This window comes from Phenylobacterium sp. (assembly GCF_036677185.1).
Taxonomy (GTDB): Bacteria; Pseudomonadota; Alphaproteobacteria; order Caulobacterales; family Caulobacteraceae; genus Phenylobacterium.
This window is the reverse complement of the sequence record NZ_JAKFEN010000019.1, coordinates 109280-125969: the sequence shown is the minus strand read 5'-3', so window position 1 is coordinate 125969 and position 16690 is coordinate 109280. Positions and strand designations below refer to the sequence as shown.

Genomic DNA, 16690 nt, shown 5'->3' with positions numbered 1-16690 from the left:
ATGACCACCGCTGAAGTCCCACGCCTACGGCTGCTGGCGCAAGACGCCGACGACCTGACGGTGATCGCCGCGGCCTTGCAGGACGCCATCTGCAAGATCGGCGACATCGCCTACGATCCGAACGCGAGACGCCTGACGCTCGGCTTCAACCGCTATCGCTGGGAAGGGCCGGGCGGCGAGCGGGTGCGCAGCGGTCTGCAGATCGGCTCGGTGCTCAAGGTCCAGACGCGGAACCTGCGCCGGACCGCGAAAGCCGCGGTGGTGGAACTGCTCACCGTTTCGTTCGAGGCCGGAGAGGCGCCCGGCGGCGTTCTGACCCTGACCTTGGCGGGCGGCGGGGACCTTCGGGCCACGGTCGAGTGCGTCGATGCGGTCCTGGCCGACGTCTCCGCGCCCTGGCCGACGCCGCGCACGCCGACCCACGAGGCCTGACAGGCCATAGCCTTGCGGCGGCTCCCCCGCTAATAGAGCGCGCCATGCGCCGTTTCAAATTCTCCGATCCCGGCTTCGAGGCCGCCTTCGCAGCCTTCGTCGAAGAGCGTCGCGAGACGCCCGAGGACGTGGACCTCGCCGTCCGCGATGTTCTCGCCGCCGTGCGCGGCGAGGGCTTGGCCGCCGTCCTGCGCTACGGGAAGCTGTTCGACCGCACCGAGGTCGACGAGACCAATATCCGTGTCACGATCGACGAGATCGAGGCCGGCGCCGCCCAGTGCCCACAGGACGTGCGCGACGCCATCGCCTTCGCCGCGGGCCGGATCCGCAGCTATCACGAGCGTCAGCGCCCGGCCGACGCCTGGTTCACCGACGACGCCGGGGTGCAGCTCGGCTGGCGCTGGACGCCCATCGAGGCGGTGGGGATCTACGTTCCCGGCGGTCGCGCGGCCTATCCTTCGACCGTGCTGATGAACGCCGTGCCGGCCTCGGTGGCCGGCGTCGACCGCATCGCCATGGTGACGCCGCCCGGCCGGCTGCAGCCCGCGGTGCTGGCGGCGGCCAAGGAAGCCGGCATCACCGAGATCTGGCGCGTCGGCGGGGCCCAGGCGGTCGCCGCCCTGGCCTATGGCGCCGGCCCTATCCGCCCGGTGGACAAGATCGTCGGCCCCGGCAACGCCTATGTCACCGCGGCCAAGCGCCGGGTCTACGGCACGGTGGGCATCGATGCGCTGGCGGGTCCCTCCGAGATCGTGGTCGTGGCCAATGGCGCCAACAATCCCGAATGGATCGCCGCGGACCTGCTTTCCCAGGCCGAGCACGACCCGGCGGCCCAGGCGATCCTGATCACCGACGATCCGGCCTTCGCCGACGAGGTCGCCGCCGCCGTCGAGCGGCAGCTCACCAGCCTGGCCACCGGCGAGGACGCCGCCGCCTCCTGGCGCGACCATGGCGCGGTGGTGATCGCGCCGCTGGACGAGGCGCCGCGTCTCGTCGACCTGATCGCCCCCGAGCACGTCGAGTTCGCCCTGGACGAGCCCGAACGCCTGGCCGACCGCGTCCGCCACGCCGGCGCGATCTTCCTGGGCCGCCACGCGCCGGAGGCCATCGGCGACTATGTGGCCGGCTCCAACCACGTGCTGCCGACCAGCCGCGCCGCGCGGTTCTCGTCTGGCCTGTCGCTGTATGATTTCATCAAGCGCACCTCGATCGTGAAATGCGATGAGGCGGCCTTCGCCGCGCTGGGCCCGGCGACCGTGGCCCTGGCCGACGCCGAGGGCCTGCCGGCCCACGCCCGTTCGGCGGCGATTCGCCTCGGCCGGGGCTGAGGCCCGAAGCTGAACGGTTCCTGTCAACGGCGTCCCGGAGGCCGTTCAGGAAGGCCCGTCTAGGGTGTTTCTCATCGGGGCAGGTCCTCGAGACAGACACATCGAACAGGACGGAGACCAAGCCATGCGTAATTCCAACACCTCGAAACTGATGCGCGGCGCGGCCGTGGCGGGCCTCGCCGGCGTCCTGGCGGCCGGCGCGTTCTCGAGCGCCAATGCTCAGCAATATCGCGCGCCCACCGGCGGCGGCCTCGGCTCGATCGTCAGCTGCGACGCGCCGGGCGGCAAGCAGGCTGGCGGCGCCCTGATCGGCGCCCTGCTGGGCGCGGCGGCCGGCTCGAACCTGGCCAAGAACGACCGGGGCACGGGCACGGCCATCGGCGCCGTGGCCGGCGCGGCGACCGGCTCCTATGTCGGCTGCAAGATGCAGCGCGACCGCGAGGCCCAGACCGCCTACGGCCAGCCCTATGGCGCCGCCTACGCCCAGCCGGCGACCTATGTTCGGAACGGCTATCGCCTGAACGGCAACCTGGCGCCGGCCAAGTTCGTGCGTGACGGCGGCGGCTTCGTCGCCACCTCGACCCTGAACCTGCGCGCGGCCCCGACCACCTCGTCGGCTCGGGTCGGCAGCCTGCGGGCCGGCGAGAGCTTCCAGGCCCTGGCCCGGGTGCGCGGCAGCGAATGGATCCTGGTGGGCCGCGGCGGCGTCGGCGTCGGCTATGTCCACGGCGCCTATGTCCAGCCGGCCGGCTACCAGCAAGCCAGCTACGGCTACTAGGCCCGCGCCTCGCACACGACGATCAGCCCCCGGCGCGTGAGCGCCGGGGGCTTTTTCTTGGCCTGAAAGCCGCTGTTCGCACGGAGCAGGATGACGTTAGGGGTTGGTTTGCAATAAACGTCGTCGCAAGCCTTCCCCAAACCGAGCCCATGGCCGCCGACGATCGCAATAATCAGCGCCTGCAGTCCGTAGAGATCGACGAGGAATCCCTCGCCGCCGTCTCGCGCGACCAGGAGCAGGAACGCCAGATCGCGATCTTCGACCTGTTGGAGGAGAACCATTTCCTTCCCGAGGGCGCGGAGGCGGGGCCTTTTGACCTGCGCATGGGCCTGATCGAGAACCGCCTGGTCCTCGACGTCACGGGTCTCGGCTATGAAAAGCGCCACATCCTGTCGCTCTCGCCATTCCGTAGTCTGATCAAGGACTACTTCATGATCTGCGAGAGCTACTACCAGGCGATCCGCAACTCGACGCCGCAGCAGATCGAGGCCTTGGACATGGGCCGGCGCGGGCTGCACAACGAGGCCTCCGAACTCCTGCGCACGCGCCTGCTGGGTAAGATCGAGACCGACCTGGACACCGCCCGGCGGCTCTTCACCCTGATCTGCGCCCTGCACTGGCGGGGCTAGGGGCGCATGGTCGACGACGCTGTACGCGCGCCTCTGCCCGGGGCCGTGCTGTTCGCCTGCAATTTCAACCGCGTCCGCTCGCCCATGGCCGAGGCGCTGCTGAAGCGCGCGTTGGGCGACCGAATCTATGTGGACAGCTGCGGCCTGCGGCGGGACGCGACCGACGCAGGCGAGAGCGTGGATCCGTTCGTCGCGGCGGTGATGGCCGAGATCTCCTGCGACGTGGCCGCGCACAACGCCAAGACCTTCGACGACCTTGAGGACGACAGCTTCGACCTGGTCGTCTCGCTCACCCCTGAAGCCCAGCACCGGGCCGTCGAGCTGACCCGCGGTCGGGCGGCGGAGATCGAGTATTGGCAGATCTTCGATCCCACCCTGGCGGACGGTTCGCGAGAGGCCCGTATGGCCGCCTATCGTGAGGTTCGCGACGCCCTGGCGGTCCGGATCGCTGAGCGATTCGGTCGCTAGGAACCCGCCGAACTGGCGCTAGCCATCGATCCGACGAGCGCGTAAAGCGCTCTGCGATATAATTGGCGCTACGGCTCGCCCGACTCATCGTGCGAACCGCTCGTCTTGGTCGTCGGTCAGTTTGGGAGCCTGCATGGCGAAGGAAGAACTTTTGGAGTTTCCGGGCACGGTCAGTGAAGTTCTGCCCAACGCCACATTCCGTGTGAAACTTGAAAACGAACACGAGATTATCGCCCACACCGCCGGCAAGATGCGTAAGAACCGCATCCGGGTCTCGGCCGGCGACAAGGTCCTCGTTGAAATGACGCCGTACGACCTTTCCAAGGGCCGCATCACCTTCCGCGTCCGCTAGGACCCGATTGCCACACATGACTCCGCAGCGCCTGGTGCTCGCCTCCGCAAGTCCCAGACGGCTTGATCTCCTGCGCCAGATCGGCCTGACGCCCGACGCGGTGGACGCCGCCGAGATCGACGAGACCCCCTTCAAGAGCGAGACGCCGCGGCAGACCGCGCTGCGCCTGGCCTGCGCCAAGGCCGCGGCCGTGGCCGCCAAGCAGCCTGACGCCTTCGTGCTGGCGGCCGATACGGTGGTGGCGGTGGGCAGTCGCATCCTGCCCAAGGTCGAGACGGAGGCGCAGGGCCGCAAGTGCCTGGAGCTGCTGTCGGGCCGCGCGCATCGCGTGCTGACCGGCGTCGCGGTCCAGGCCCCGGGCGGCCGCATGGCCAGCCGTCTCGTGGAGAGCCGCCTGCATTTCAAGCGCCTGCTCCCCGCCGAGATCGAGGCTTATCTGCAAGGCGGGGAGGGGGTCGGCAAGGCCGGCGGCTACGCCATCCAGGGCCGTGCGGGCGCCTTCGTCATGGCGATCCAGGGCTCCTATCCCGCGGTGGTCGGCCTGCCGCTCTATGAGACCATGAACCTGCTCACCGGCCTTGGGTTCTCCAGGCCATGAGCGAGCGGCGCCTCTATCTGGATCGTGGGATCGGCGAGACCCGCGGCGTGGTGACGCTCGATGGGCGGCCGGAGCGGCTGCTGATCGCCCGCGACGGCGGGTCGACGACGGCCAAGCTCGGCGCGCGCCTGGTCGGTCGCATCCGCAAGGTGGAGCCGGCCTTCGCCTCGGCCTTCGTCGACCTGGGCGGGGTCGAGGCCCTGCTGTCCTTCAAGCCCGAGGCCCGGCCTGTCGAAGGCCAATCGCTGGAAGTCGAGATCCGCACCGAGGCGCGGGCCGGAAAGCTCGCCACCGTGCGCGCCATCGGGCCGGCCGAGGGCGCGCCGCGCCTGCTCACCGCCGCTCCGGACATCGCCGAGCAGCTCGCCGGCTTCGCCCGCAACGTCCAGCTCGTCGAGGGCCGCGAGGCGCGCCGCGCCGCCGACGAAGCCGAGGCCGACGCCCTGGAGATCGTCCATCCGTTGCCCGGCGGCGGGACGCTCGCCATCGAACCCACCCGCGCCCTGGTCGCCATCGACGTCGACGTCGGCGAGCGCAAGGGCCAGGACGCCAAGCGGGTGACGCGCCAGGCCAATCTCGCCGCCCTGGCGGTGGCCGGTCGGCTGTTGCGCCTGAAGAGCCTCGGCGGCATCGTGGTCATCGACCTCGTCGGCCGTGGCCACGATGGAAACGCCCTGATGACCGCCGCCCGCGCCGCCTTCGCCCCCGACAATCCCGGTGTCGCCATCGGTCCGGTGGGCCGCTTCGGCACCATGGAGCTGACCGTGCCGCGCCGGGCGCCGCCGGTGGCCGAACTGCTGTGCGACGCCAAGGGCCGGCTCACCGACCTGACCCTGGGCCTGCGGCTGATTCGCGCCATCGAGACCGAGGGCGTGGCCCAGCCAGGCGCGCGGCTGACCGCCGTCTGCGCTCCAGAGATCGCCGCCGCCGCCCAGCCGTTCGCGGCGGGGCTGGCGGGCCGGATCGGCGCGCGCTTCGAGATTCGCCCGGACCCCGCCGCTCCGCGCGAGCGCTTCGACGTGAGCGGCCGATGAGCGCCTGTCCCGTCTGCGGCAAGCCGGTCCAGCCGGAGTACCGTCCGTTCTGCTCCAAACGTTGCGCCGACGTGGACCTGCATCGTTGGCTGAAGGGCAGCTACGCCATCCCCGTGAGCGACGAGGACGAGCACCCGGACGACGGAGACCCGGAAGACTAGCGACCTCGCTGGACAGCCGCGAAAGCCTCTTCTATAGACGCGGCTCCCGCGTTGGCGGGACCTAGGCCTGGGTAGCTCAGTTGGTAGAGCAGCGGATTGAAAATCCGCGTGTCGGTGGTTCGAATCCGCCCCCAGGCACCACTTCTCCCCCACACAATCCAACCTCCTCGCCGGCGGCGCGGGGCGCGGTGACGCTTCGTCGGAAGGCTGATGAATTGCTTGCCTCCGTGGCGCCGCGTCCGCCCACCCTGTGGCCGTTCTGATACGGTCGTGCAACAAGCCGGTCACGGCTGATTGACAACGCTGTTCGGCGCACCCTTTCATCGCGTTTTGACGCGTCAGGAATGGGATTCTGGTGACGAGCCGCCCCGCAGAGCCGGTCGGAACCTTGGCCACCGCCCTGGCCCACGCCGCGCGTCTCCTGCCGTCAAATCCCGATCTGGCCGAGGCGCAGTCGCGCGAAATCCTCAAGGTCGCGCCGCAGCATCCGGACGCCGTGACCCTGCTGGCCGCCGCGCTGCGCCGCCAGGGCCGATCGAGCGCGGCGCTCGAGGTCCTGGGGCCGGCGACCGACGCCCGGCCGGACCTCGCTCAACTGCAGTTCGAAACCGCCCTGGCGCGGATGTCGCTCGGCGATGGGCCTGGCGCCATCACGGCCCTGCAGCGGGTGACGGCGCTCGCCCCCGACCACGCCCAGGCCTGGCGGGCGCTGGGCGACCAGCTCACCCTGGCCGACCGCACGGACGAGGCCGACGCGGCCTATGCCCGCCACATCAAGGCCTCCACCCGCGATCCGCGGCTGATCGAGGCGGCCACTGCGCTGTGCGAAAACAAGCTGGCGGTGGCCGAGCGGCTGCTGCGCGACTTCCTCAAGGTCCACCCGACGGACGTGGCCGCGATTCGCATGTTGGCCGAGACCGGCATGCGTCTCGGCCGCTACGACGACGCCGAGGCCTTGCTGGCCCGCGCCCTGGAGCTGGCGCCCAGCTTCGCCGCCGCGCGGCAGAACTACGCCACCGTGCTCTATCGCCAGAACAAGGCCGCCCAGGCGGTGGCCCAGATCGACAAGTTGCTGGTCGACGATCCGCGCAATCCGGGCCACCGCAATCTGAAGGCCGCGGCGCTCGGCCGGATCGGCGAGTACGACGCGGCCATCGAATGCTACGGCGGGGTGCTGGCCGACTTCCCGGGCCAGCCCAAGGTCTGGATGAGCTACGGCCATTCGCTGAAGACCGTCGGACGCCAGGCCGAGGCCGTCGAGGCCTATCGCCGGAGCTTGGCCATCGAGCCCGGCCTGGGCGAGGCCTATTGGAGCCTGGCCAACCTCAAGACGGTCCAGTTCACCGACGCCGACGTGGCGGCCATGCAGGGCCAGCTCGCGCGGACCGACATCTCCGACGAGGACCGCTTCCACCTCCATTTCGCCCTGGGCAAGGCGCTGGAGGACGCGGGGCGCTACGAGGAGTCCTTCGGCCACTACGACCAGGGCGCGGCCCTGCGACGGGCGGCCCTCGACTACGACCCCGACGAGACCTCACGCCATGTGGCCCGCTCCAAGGCGGTGTTCACGCAAGAGTTCTTCGTCGAACGGGCGGGGCAGGGGGCCCAGGCGCCCGATCCGATCTTCATCGTCGGCCTGCCGCGCGCCGGCTCCACCCTGATCGAGCAGATCCTGGCCAGCCATTCGCAGGTCGAGGGCACCCAGGAACTACCCGACATCATCGCCATGGCCCGGCGCCTCGGAGGCAAACCCCGCGAGGGCAAGTCGCCGCACTATCCCGAGGGCCTCGCCGAGCTGGACGCCGCGCAGGTCCAGGCCCTGGGCGAGGAGTTCCTGGCCCGCACCCAGGTGCACCGCAAGCTCGGCCGGCCGTTCTTCATCGACAAGATGCCCAACAACTTCGCCCATGCCGGCCTGATCGCCCTGATCCTCCCGAAGGCGAAGATCATCGACGCGCGCCGCCATCCGCTGGGCTGCTGCTTCTCCGGCTTCAAGCAGCACTTCGCCCGCGGCCAGGGCTTCACCTACAGCCTCTCCGACATCGGCCGCTACTATGCCGACTATGTGGAGCTGATGGCTCATTTCGACGCCGTCCTGCCGGGCCGCGTCCACCGGGTCATCTACGAGGAGATGGTCGCCGACCCCGAACGCGAGGTCCGCCGTCTGCTCGACCATTGCGGCCTGCCCTTCGAGGAAGGCTGCCTGCGCTTCTACGAGAATGATCGCGCCGTCAGGACCGCCAGCTCGGAGCAGGTCCGCCGGCCGATCTTCGCCGAAGCCACCGACCATTGGCGCAACTACGAGCCCTGGCTCGGCCCACTCAAGGCCGAACTGGGACCTGTGCTGAAAACCTATCCCCACGCGCCATGAGGCGCGGGGCAATCGAGGGGTGACCATGAGACTGAGAACATCGCCAAGGGCGTTGCCGGCGGCCCTGCTGGCCACGACCATGTTGACCGGCCTGGCGGCTCCGGCGTTCGCGCAGACAGCCCTGGAGGAGGTGGTCGTCACCGCCCAGAAGCGGTCGGAGAACCTCCAGGACGTTCCGATCAGCATCCAGGCGCTGGGAACCGAGAAGCTGGACGAGCTGCAGGTCTCGGACTTCGCCGACTATGTGAAGTTCCTGCCCAGCGTGACCATCAAGTCGAGCGGGCCGGGCTTCAGCACCGTCTACATGCGCGGCGTGGCGTCGGGCGAGAACAACAACCACTCCGGTCCGCTGCCCAGCGTCGGCGTCTATCTCGACGAACAGCCGGTGACGACCATCACCGGCCCGCTCGACATCCACGTCTACGACATCGCCCGGGTCGAGGTCCTGGCCGGACCCCAGGGGACGCTCTATGGCGCCAGCTCCCAGGCCGGCACCATCCGCATCATCACCAACAAGCCGTCCGCCGCCGGCTTCGAGGCCGGGTACGACCTCGAGGTCAACCACCTGAGCCACGGCGCCTATGGCAGCTCGGCCGAGGGCTTCGTCAACCAGCCGCTGGGCGACCGCGCGGCCGTGCGCCTGGTCGGCTGGGCGGTGCACGACGGCGGCTATATCGACAATGTCCCCGGGTCGTTCACCTATCCGACCGGCAACATCACGGTGAACAACGCCGCGTTTGTGGAAGGCAACTATAACGAGGTCGACACGGCCGGCGCCCGGGCGGCGCTGAAGATCGATCTGAATGATAACTGGACCGTCACCCCCACCCTGATGGGGCAACGGACCCAGGCCGATGGTGGTTTCGCCATCAATCCCGCGCTCGGCAAGTTCAAGAACAGCCGCTTCCGGCCTGAACAATCGGACGACAAGTGGTTCCAGGCCTCGCTGACCGTCGAGGGCAAGGTTTCCAATCTCGATCTCACCTATGCCGGCGCCTACATGAAGCGCTGGGTCGACACCGAGTCCGACTATTCGGACTACTCCTACTTCTACGACACCCTGTTCGGTTACGGCGCCTACCTGACCGACGACGGCGGCAACTTCATCGACACGACGCAGTACATCCAGGGCAAGGACTACTACACCAAGCAGAGCCACGAACTCCGGCTGGCGACTCCCACCGATTATCGACTGCACGGGGTGGCGGGCCTGTTCTACCAGAAGCAGACCCACAACATTCAGCAGCGCTATCGGGTCGATCGGCTCGCGACGGCCACCGAGGTTCCCGGCTGGCCCGACACCCTGTGGCTGACCAAGCAGCTTCGCACCGACCGCGACTACGCCGCCTTCGTCGACGGCACCTTCGACGTGACCGACCAGTTGTCGGTGACCGGTGGCATTCGCTTCTTCAAGTCGAACAACTCGCTGGAGGGCTTCTTCGGCTTCGGCACGGGCTATTCCTCACGCACCGGCGTCGCGGCCTGCTTCGGCCCGGCGATCGTCGAGGGCGGACCCTGCACCAATGTCGACAAGTCCACCAAGGAGACCGGTGAGACCTACCGGGTGAACGCCCAGTACAAGATCGACGAAGACAAGATGGTCTACGCGACCTATTCGACCGGCTTCCGGCCGGGCGGCATCAATCGGCGCGGCACGCTTCCCCCGTACAAGTCCGACTACCTGAAGAACCTGGAGGCTGGCTGGAAGACGACCTGGCTGGGCGGCATGTTGCGCTGGAACGGCGCGGTCTATTCCGAGAAATGGGATGACTTCCAGTTCTCGTTCCTGGGCGCCAACGGGCTGACCGAGATCCGCAACGCCGGCAAGGCCAAGATGCGCGGCGTCGAATCCGACGTCAACTGGCTCGTGACCGAGGGGCTGACCCTCACCGGATCGGCGGCCTATACCAAGGCCGAGCTGGACGAGGACTACATCCCCGACCCCAGCGCCCCGCCGGAGGCCCTGAAGGGGACGACCCTGCCGATCACGCCCAAGTTCAAGGCCAACCTCGTGGCCCGCTACGAGTGGCCGATCGGCGAGATGGACGCCCACGTGCAGGGGGCCCTGGCCTATACCGGATCGAACTATCCGGACCTGACGATCGACGACCGCGCGGTGGTGGGGAAGATCCCGTCCTACACGACCGTCGACCTGACGACCGGTCTCGAGCGGGGTTCGTGGCGCGTCGAGGCCTATGTGAAGAACCTCTTCGACGAGGACGGCGCGCTGAACAAGTTCGTCCAGTGCACCTCGTCGGTCTGCAGCCGCGTCTACACGATCCCGATCCGGCCCCGGACCATCGGCTTCCGTTTCGGCCAGTCGTTCTGAGCGGACGGTTCTCTCGCGAGCTCGCCCCGGTCCGCCGTCAGGCGCTGATCGAGGCGACGCTCGCGAGCCTCGCCGCCCGGGGCCTCGGCGCGGTGTCGGTGCGCGACGTCGCCGTCCGCGCCGGCGTCTCGCCCGGCCTCGTACGCCATCATTTCGGCAGTTTCGGCGCCCTGCTGGTGGAGGCCTACCGCCATGTGGTCCAGCGGGTGGACGACCATATCGACACCACAATGGCCGAGGCTGGCGAGGATCCCGATCGCCGGCTGGCGGCTTTCATCGCGGCCAGCTTCTCGCCGACCATCGTCGATCGCGACCTGCTCTCGGCCTGGCTGGGCTTCTGGGGCCTGGTCCGCACCGATCCCGAGGCCGCGCGCCTGCATGCCGAGACCTACGGCGCCTATCGCGGGCGGATCGAAGTCCTGCTGGCCGCCGCCGCGGAGGCGCGGGGCAGGGCGGTCGACGTGCGCGCCGGCGCGCTTGGCCTGGCGGCCATGCTGGACGGCTTATGGCTCGAACTCTGCCTGGATCCCGCCACCTTCACCCCGGCCGAGGCCACCCGGCTGGCCGCCGACTGGACCGCGCGCTTCCTCCAGGGCGGAGACGCGGTCTAGCGCTTGTGTCCCATCTCTTGTTATACGAGTGTATAGCAACGTCGATGTGGGGTCGCCGCTATGAGTCCTGAGATCGAACGCAGTCTGCCGGCCTGGATCTACAGCGATCCCGGCTTCTTCGAGCGCGAGCGCGAGAGCGTCTTCCGCAGCGCCTGGCAGGTGGTGTGCCACGTCAACGACGTGCCGAACGCCGGCGACTACCAGACCCTCGACTTCCTGGGCGAGCAGGTGCTGGTCCTGCGCGGGAACGACGGCGTGGTGCGCAGCTTCCACAACGCCTGCCGTCACCGCGCCGCGCGGCTGGCCGACGGCTCGCACGGCAATTGTGGCCACCGCCTGGTCTGCCCCTATCACGCCTGGAGCTACGGCCTGGACGGCGCTCTGCTGCGCACCCCGCCCTGGCAGGGCTTCGGCGACCTGGATCTCAGCCAGCACGGCCTGGCGCCGGTGGAGCAAGAGATCTTTCTGGGCTTCGTCTTCGTCCGCTTCGCGCCCGGTCTGCCCAGCGTGGCCCAGATGATGTCGCCCTATCTGGACGAACTAGCGCCCCACGGCTTCGAGACCCTGGTTCCCCAGGGGCGGGTCACCCTGCGGCCTCGTTCGGTCAACTGGAAGAACGTCGCCGACAACTATGCCGACGGCCTACATATCCCGGTGGCCCATCCGGGCCTCACGCGCCTGTTCGGCCCCAGCTACGCCATGGAGGCCCAGCCCTGGGTCGACAAGCTGTGGGGCGAGGTCGCCGAGACGCCGTCGTCCAACTGGTCCGAGCGCGGCTATCAGGCCCTGATGCCGGTGTTCGACCACCTGCCGGCCGAGCAGCGTCGTCGCTGGAGCTACTACAAGCTCTGGCCGAACCTCGCCTTCGACGTCTATCCCGATCAGGTGGACTTCATGCAGTTCATCCCGGTCTCGCCGACCGAGACCCTGATCCGCGAGATCTCTTACGCCCGGCCCGACAGCCGGCGGGAAGCCCGCGCCGCGCGCTACCTCAACTGGCGCATCAACCGCCAGGTCAACGCCGAGGACACGGTGCTGATCCAGCGGGTCCAGGACGGCATGGGCTCCTCGTCCTATGTCAGCGGCCCCCTGTCGCCCGATGAGGTCTGCCTGGCGAGCTTCGCGCGGCGGCTGAAGGCCGACATCCCCGAAGCGGGCCTCCCGCATCCTCCTGCCAAGGCGGCCTGACATGGCGAGCGAACGCGACATCCTGATCGTCGGCGGCGGTCATAACGGCCTGGTCTGCGCGGCCTATCTCGCTGCGGCGGGCCTCAAGGTTACGGTGCTGGAGCGCCGGAGCGTGGTCGGCGGCGCGGCGGTGACCGAGGAATTCCATCCCGGCTTCCGCAACTCGGTGGCCAGCTACACCGTCTCCCTGCTCAATCCGAAGGTCATCGCCGACCTCGGCCTGCATCGCCACGGCCTGAAGATCGTCGAGCGCAAGGTGTCGAACTTCCTGCCCGTGCCCGGCGGCTACCTGGCCACCGGCGACGGCCGCACCAAGTCGGAGGTCGCCAAGTTCTCGCAGAAGGACGCCGATCGTCTCGACGCCTATGGCGACCGCCTGGAGGCCATCGCCGACGTCCTGCGCGACCTGGTCCTGCAGACCCCGCCCAACCTGGTGGAGGGGGGTCTGGTCCAGGCCATTCCCGAGCTGCTGAAGAGCGCCAGTCTCGGCCGCAAGCTGGGCCACCTGAACCTGACCGCCAAGCGCGACCTGCTGGCCCTGTTCGCCCAGTCGGCCGGCGACTGGCTGGACGGCTGGTTCGAGAGCGACCCGATCAAGGCTGTCTACGGCTTCGACGGCGTGGTGGGGAACTATGCCAGTCCCTACACGCCGGGCTCGGCCTATGTCCTGCTGCACCACGTCTTTGGCGAGGTGAACGGCAAGAAGGGCGCCTGGGGTCACGCCATCGGCGGCATGGGCGCCATCACCCAGGCCATGGCCGCCTGCTGCCGCGAGCGCGGCGTGGAGATTCGCACCGACGTCCCCATCGCCGAGATCCTGGTGGAGAAGGGCCGGGCCGTCGGCGTGGTCACCGAGAAGGGCGAGACCATCCGCGGCCGCGCCGTGGTCTCCAACCTCAATCCCAAGCTGCTGTTCGGCAAGCTCGTGGACCGCTCGTACCAGCCGGTGGACTTCGCCGAGCGCATCGACCGCTATCGCAGCGGCTCGGGCACGTTCCGGATGAACGTGGCGCTCTCCAAGCTGCCCGACTTCTCCTGCCTGCCGGGGCCGGGCGATCACCTCACCGCCGGTATCATCATCGCCCCCAGCCTGGCCTATATGGAGCAGGCCTATGCCGACGCCCGCGCCCACGGCTGGTCCAAGGCGCCCATCGTCGAGATGTTGATCCCGTCCACCCTGGACGACAGCCTGGCGCCGGCCGGCCAGCACGTGGCGAGCCTGTTCTGCCAGCACGTGGCGCCGACCCTCTCCGGCGGCCGCTCCTGGGACGACCACCGCGAGGAGGTGGCCGACCTGATGATCGCCACGGTCGAGGCCCAGGCTCCCGGCTTCGCGGCCTCGGTGGTCGGCCGCCAGGTCTTGTCGCCGCTCGATCTTGAGCGCACCTTCGGCCTGAGCGGGGGCGACATCATGCACGGCAATCTCAGCCTGGATCAGATGTTCTCAGCGCGCCCGGTTCTGGGCGCGGGCGACTACCGCACCCCCATCGCCGGCCTCTACCAGTGCGGGGCGGGGACCCATCCCGGCGGCGGCGTCACCGGGGCGCCCGGCCACAACGCCGCGCGCGAGATCGTCAGGGACGCCCGCCGCGGACGGCTCAGGACCGCATGAGCCAGCGGGCGGGCGGCGTGGCGGCCGACGCCCCCTCTGACACGGCCGCGGCGCGTGGCCTCGGCCCCTTCGCGGCGACCTTCCTGGTGGCCGGCAATATGATCGGCTCCGGCGTCTTCCTATTGCCGGCCTCGCTGGCCGCCATCGGCAGCGCCAGCGTCATCGGCTGGGCCGTGGCCTCGGTGGGCGGCCTGGTCCTGGCCCTGGTCTTCGCCCTGCTGGGGATCATGCGGCCGGACGTGAACGGCCTGGTGCGCTACCCCGCCGACGGCCTGCATCCGATCTTCGGCTTCGTGTCCTGGATCTCGTACTGGGTGGCCTCCTGGGTCGGCAATGTCGCCATCGCCATCGCCGCCGTCGGCTATCTCGCGGTCTTCCTGCCCGGCCTGATCGGGCCGGTCGCGACCCTTGTGACCACCCTGGTCATCATATGGGCCTTGGTGGCGGCCAATCTCTGGGGGCCGCGGGTGGTGGTCTGGCTGGCCGCCTCCACCCTGATGATCGGGCTGATCCCCATCCTCGCCGCCATCGGCCTGGGGGTCCTGCACTTCGACCCCGACATCTTCTGGGGCTCCTGGAACGTCAGTGGGCAACCCTTGAGCAAGGTGGTGCCCGGGTCGCTGGTGATGATCTTCTGGGCCTTCATGGGGCTGGAGAGCGCCAGCGTGGCCGCCGCCGCCGTCGACAATCCCCGCCGCAACCTGCCGATCGCGGCCCTGGGCGGCGTGGCCCTGGCCTCCCTGGTCTACACCACCGCTACCGCCGCGGTGATGGGGGTGATCCCGGCCGAACGGCTGGCCGCCTCCACCGCGCCTTTCGCCGACATGGTCGCCATCGCCGCGGGCCCCATCGCGGGCGCCGTGGTGGCCGCCTGCGCGCTCGCCAAGACCCTGGGCACGCTGGGCGGGTGGGTGCTGGTCGCCGCCGAGGCCGGTCGGGTGGGCGCCGCCAGCGGCTATCTCCCCAAGGCGCTCTCCACCCGGGGGGTCCGCGCCACCCCGGTTCGCGACATCCTGCTGGTGGCCGTGCTCATGTCCCTGGCGGCCCTCGCGACCTTGTCGCCGACCCTGACCAAGCAGTTCAACGCGCTGATCAACGCCTCGGTCCTGCTGATCCTGCTGGTCTATATCCTCTGCGCGTTGGCGCTCGCCCGGTTCGCGTCGGGCATCGAGGACCCCGCGCGCAGATGGGTCACCCGCCTCATCGGCCTCGTGGCCGCGGCCTTCTGCGTCTGGATGATCGTCGCTTCGCTCTAAGGCGCGATGCTCCCCAAATTCCGTTCATCCCCGCGAAGGCGAGGGTGAACGGTAGTCGGCGCCTAACGCGCCGCCGCCACGCTCTTGATCAGCCGATAGTCGAACTCCACCGCCTCGCTGAAGGCCTTGGCGGATATCCGCTCGTCGCGGCCGTGGGCGCGGTTGTCGTCTATGTCGCCCCAGATCGCGCTCACCGCATAGCTCGGCATGCCCGCGGCGCGGGTATAGAGGCTGTCCGTCGCGCCCAGGTCCATGTGCGGCGCCACCGGCACACCGGGCCACATGCCCTGCACCACCTTGGTGAAGCGGGCCATCAGCGCGGCATTGTAGGGCGAATCCTGCGCTGCGGCGGCCGGGGCGATGACGCTGATCTCAATTCCGGGATCGGCCACCACCTCGACCAACTTGGCCCGCACCACCGCTTCGCTGTCGGTGGGGATCATCCGGCACTGGATGACCGCCCGGGCGCGCTGGGGCAGGGCGTTCTCGGCATGGCCGCCCGACAGGCCGGTGGCCACGCAGGTGGTCCGCAGCCGCGCATTGCGCGACGGCATGGCGCTCAGCCGCTCGGCGGCGGCGGGATCGGCAGGCTCCTTGGACACCGCCAGCATGTCGGCGGCGACCTGGCCGGTCTCCAGCGCCGCGGAACTGGCGAAATAGCCGCGCGTGGTAGGGGTGGTCACGACGGGGAACTTGAAAGCCTCGATGCGCGAAAGCCCCTTGGCCAGCCGGTAGATGGCGTTGTCGGGCTCGGGGACTGAAGAGTGGCCACCCTTGTTGGTCGCCTCCAGCTGGAAGGTGACATAGACCTTCTCGCTGGTCTGGACCCCATAGGACAGGCGTCGGTCGCCGCGCAGCGAACCACCGCCGCCGTCGCTGTTCATCACCAAGGCGGCGTCCACCAGCGGCCTTTGGGTCTTCACCAGCCAGTCCACCCCGTTGGCGTCGCCGCTCTCCTCGTCGCTGGTGAAGGCGAAGATCATGTCGCGGTCGGGAACGAATCCTTCCTGCTTGGCGCGGACCAAGGCGGCCAGCAGGGCGGCGATCTCGCCCTTCATGTCCTGCACGCCGCGGCCGTACAGCCAGCCGTCCTTCTCGGTGAGGGCGAAAGGCTCGACGGTCCAGTCCTCGCGCCTGGCCTCCACCACGTCCAGGTGGCTGATCCACAGCACCGGCCTGGCCTTGGGGGCCTTGGCCCGCAGCCGCACCAGAACCTGGCCCTGGGTCGGATGCTCGGGAATCGTCAGGACGGTCACGTCGGCCGGGGCGAATCCGGCCGCCAGCATCCGCTTCTGGATCGCCTCGGCGGCCGGGAGGGTCCCGTGGTCATGCACGGTGTTGATGGCGATGAGCTCGGCCAGGAGCTCGCGGGCCAGGGCCAGGTTGGCCGGCGGCGGGGTCTGGGCCTGGGCCGCGCCGCCCAGCAGGGCCGCGGCGCATAGCCCCGCGACCAGGATTCGACCGTAACTCATCATTGTCCCCTTGAACTCGACGCGCCCGCCTCAGGCCGCCCGAGTGTCGGTCGCCCGACGGCGCCTGTCCA

General features: G+C 69.3%; 16 protein-coding genes and 1 tRNA gene. 16 read left to right on the top strand and 1 reads right to left on the bottom strand.

The genetic code is table 11. The annotated features are described in order from the left end of the window. The 16 genes from V6M51_RS10130 to V6M51_RS10055 all read left to right on the top strand — a co-directional run bounded on the left by V6M51_RS10130 (nucleotide 1) and on the right by V6M51_RS10055 (nucleotide 15147). Nucleotides 1-432, top strand: a complete 432-nt coding sequence (locus V6M51_RS10130; RefSeq protein ID WP_332766818.1) for a DUF2948 family protein — start codon at nucleotides 1-3, stop codon at nucleotides 430-432. A 44-nt stretch (nucleotides 433-476) separates the two neighbouring features. Next, nucleotides 477-1760 carry a histidinol dehydrogenase gene (gene hisD, locus V6M51_RS10125; protein ID WP_332766816.1) on the top strand — a complete coding sequence of 428 codons (1284 nt, stop codon included), beginning with the start codon at nucleotides 477-479 and terminating at the stop codon, nucleotides 1758-1760. A gap of 124 nt (nucleotides 1761-1884) precedes the next feature. Then, complete coding sequence (locus tag V6M51_RS10120; protein WP_332766814.1) at nucleotides 1885-2538, top strand: SH3 domain-containing protein; 654 nt, start codon at nucleotides 1885-1887, stop codon at nucleotides 2536-2538. A gap of 149 nt (nucleotides 2539-2687) precedes the next feature. Then, the gene (locus V6M51_RS10115; RefSeq protein WP_305674833.1) at nucleotides 2688-3167 is read left to right on the top strand and encodes a UPF0262 family protein; all 480 of its coding nucleotides are present in this window, start codon (nucleotides 2688-2690) and stop codon (nucleotides 3165-3167) included. Nucleotides 3168-3173: 6 nt separating this feature from the next. After that, entirely contained in the window at nucleotides 3174-3635 is a 462-nt protein-coding gene (locus V6M51_RS10110) for an arsenate-mycothiol transferase ArsC (RefSeq protein ID WP_332766811.1), read from the top strand. A gap of 133 nt (nucleotides 3636-3768) precedes the next feature. Continuing rightward, on the top strand, nucleotides 3769-3987 hold the full coding sequence (gene infA, locus V6M51_RS10105; RefSeq protein ID WP_305674831.1) for a translation initiation factor IF-1: 219 nt from the start codon (nucleotides 3769-3771) through the stop codon (nucleotides 3985-3987). A 16-nt stretch (nucleotides 3988-4003) separates the two neighbouring features. Then, nucleotides 4004-4585 (top strand): Maf family protein, encoded by a 582-nt coding sequence (locus tag V6M51_RS10100; protein WP_332766809.1) that lies wholly within the window; start codon nucleotides 4004-4006, stop codon nucleotides 4583-4585. After that, nucleotides 4582-5619: a ribonuclease E/G gene (locus tag V6M51_RS10095; RefSeq protein WP_332766807.1), complete on the top strand. Its 1038-nt coding sequence runs from the start codon at nucleotides 4582-4584 to the stop codon at nucleotides 5617-5619. The genes V6M51_RS10100 and V6M51_RS10095 overlap by 4 nt, the downstream gene beginning before the upstream one ends. After that, nucleotides 5616-5780, top strand: a complete 165-nt coding sequence (locus tag V6M51_RS10090; protein ID WP_305674828.1) for a DNA gyrase inhibitor YacG — start codon at nucleotides 5616-5618, stop codon at nucleotides 5778-5780. The genes V6M51_RS10095 and V6M51_RS10090 overlap by 4 nt, the downstream gene beginning before the upstream one ends. 65 nt (nucleotides 5781-5845) lie before the next feature. Continuing rightward, a tRNA-Phe gene (locus V6M51_RS10085) sits at nucleotides 5846-5921 on the top strand. 214 nt (nucleotides 5922-6135) lie between these two features. After that, nucleotides 6136-8151 (top strand): tetratricopeptide repeat-containing sulfotransferase family protein, encoded by a 2016-nt coding sequence (locus V6M51_RS10080; RefSeq protein ID WP_332766804.1) that lies wholly within the window; start codon nucleotides 6136-6138, stop codon nucleotides 8149-8151. Between the two features lie 25 nt (nucleotides 8152-8176). Continuing rightward, nucleotides 8177-10480, top strand: coding sequence for a TonB-dependent receptor (locus tag V6M51_RS10075; RefSeq protein WP_332766802.1), 2304 nt, complete (start codon nucleotides 8177-8179; stop codon nucleotides 10478-10480). After that, nucleotides 10396-11091, top strand: coding sequence for a transcriptional regulator BetI (betI, locus tag V6M51_RS10070; protein WP_332766800.1), 696 nt, complete (start codon nucleotides 10396-10398; stop codon nucleotides 11089-11091). Before V6M51_RS10075 ends, betI begins: the two co-directional genes overlap by 85 nt. Before the next feature lie 60 nt (nucleotides 11092-11151). Next, on the top strand, nucleotides 11152-12279 hold the full coding sequence (locus V6M51_RS10065) for an aromatic ring-hydroxylating oxygenase subunit alpha (RefSeq protein ID WP_332766798.1): 1128 nt from the start codon (nucleotides 11152-11154) through the stop codon (nucleotides 12277-12279). A 1-nt stretch (nucleotide 12280) separates the two neighbouring features. Then, nucleotides 12281-13891, top strand: coding sequence for a phytoene desaturase family protein (locus V6M51_RS10060; protein WP_332766796.1), 1611 nt, complete (start codon nucleotides 12281-12283; stop codon nucleotides 13889-13891). Then, nucleotides 13888-15147 carry an amino acid permease gene (locus V6M51_RS10055; protein WP_332766794.1) on the top strand — a complete coding sequence of 420 codons (1260 nt, stop codon included), beginning with the start codon at nucleotides 13888-13890 and terminating at the stop codon, nucleotides 15145-15147. The genes V6M51_RS10060 and V6M51_RS10055 overlap by 4 nt, the downstream gene beginning before the upstream one ends. Nucleotides 15148-15209: 62 nt before the next feature. On the opposite strand, the gene V6M51_RS10050 is transcribed toward V6M51_RS10055, so the two are convergent. Then, nucleotides 15210-16619: a M20/M25/M40 family metallo-hydrolase gene (locus V6M51_RS10050; protein ID WP_332766792.1), complete on the bottom strand. Its 1410-nt coding sequence runs from the start codon at nucleotides 16617-16619 to the stop codon at nucleotides 15210-15212. Nucleotides 16620-16690: the final 71 nt, after the last annotated feature.

Excerpts from the sequence above, each read along its gene's own strand:
- V6M51_RS10110 (WP_332766811.1), top strand. The coding sequence starts at position 3,174 with ATGGTCGACGACGCTGTACGCGCGCCTCTGCCCGGGGCCGTGCTGTTC.
- hisD (WP_332766816.1), top strand. The coding sequence starts at position 477 with ATGCGCCGTTTCAAATTCTCCGATCCCGGCTTCGAGGCCGCCTTCGCA.
- V6M51_RS10075 (WP_332766802.1), top strand. The coding sequence starts at position 8,177 with ATGAGACTGAGAACATCGCCAAGGGCGTTGCCGGCGGCCCTGCTGGCC.
- V6M51_RS10130 (WP_332766818.1), top strand. The coding sequence starts at position 1 with ATGACCACCGCTGAAGTCCCACGCCTACGGCTGCTGGCGCAAGACGCC.
- V6M51_RS10095 (WP_332766807.1), top strand. The coding sequence starts at position 4,582 with ATGAGCGAGCGGCGCCTCTATCTGGATCGTGGGATCGGCGAGACCCGC.
- V6M51_RS10115 (WP_305674833.1), top strand. The coding sequence starts at position 2,688 with ATGGCCGCCGACGATCGCAATAATCAGCGCCTGCAGTCCGTAGAGATC.
- V6M51_RS10100 (WP_332766809.1), top strand. The coding sequence starts at position 4,004 with ATGACTCCGCAGCGCCTGGTGCTCGCCTCCGCAAGTCCCAGACGGCTT.
- V6M51_RS10060 (WP_332766796.1), top strand. The coding sequence starts at position 12,281 with ATGGCGAGCGAACGCGACATCCTGATCGTCGGCGGCGGTCATAACGGC.
- V6M51_RS10065 (WP_332766798.1), top strand. The coding sequence starts at position 11,152 with ATGAGTCCTGAGATCGAACGCAGTCTGCCGGCCTGGATCTACAGCGAT.
- infA (WP_305674831.1), top strand. The coding sequence starts at position 3,769 with ATGGCGAAGGAAGAACTTTTGGAGTTTCCGGGCACGGTCAGTGAAGTT.
- V6M51_RS10090 (WP_305674828.1), top strand. The coding sequence starts at position 5,616 with ATGAGCGCCTGTCCCGTCTGCGGCAAGCCGGTCCAGCCGGAGTACCGT.
- V6M51_RS10120 (WP_332766814.1), top strand. The coding sequence starts at position 1,885 with ATGCGTAATTCCAACACCTCGAAACTGATGCGCGGCGCGGCCGTGGCG.
- V6M51_RS10055 (WP_332766794.1), top strand. The coding sequence starts at position 13,888 with ATGAGCCAGCGGGCGGGCGGCGTGGCGGCCGACGCCCCCTCTGACACG.
- V6M51_RS10050 (WP_332766792.1), bottom strand. The coding sequence starts at position 16,619 with ATGAGTTACGGTCGAATCCTGGTCGCGGGGCTATGCGCCGCGGCCCTG.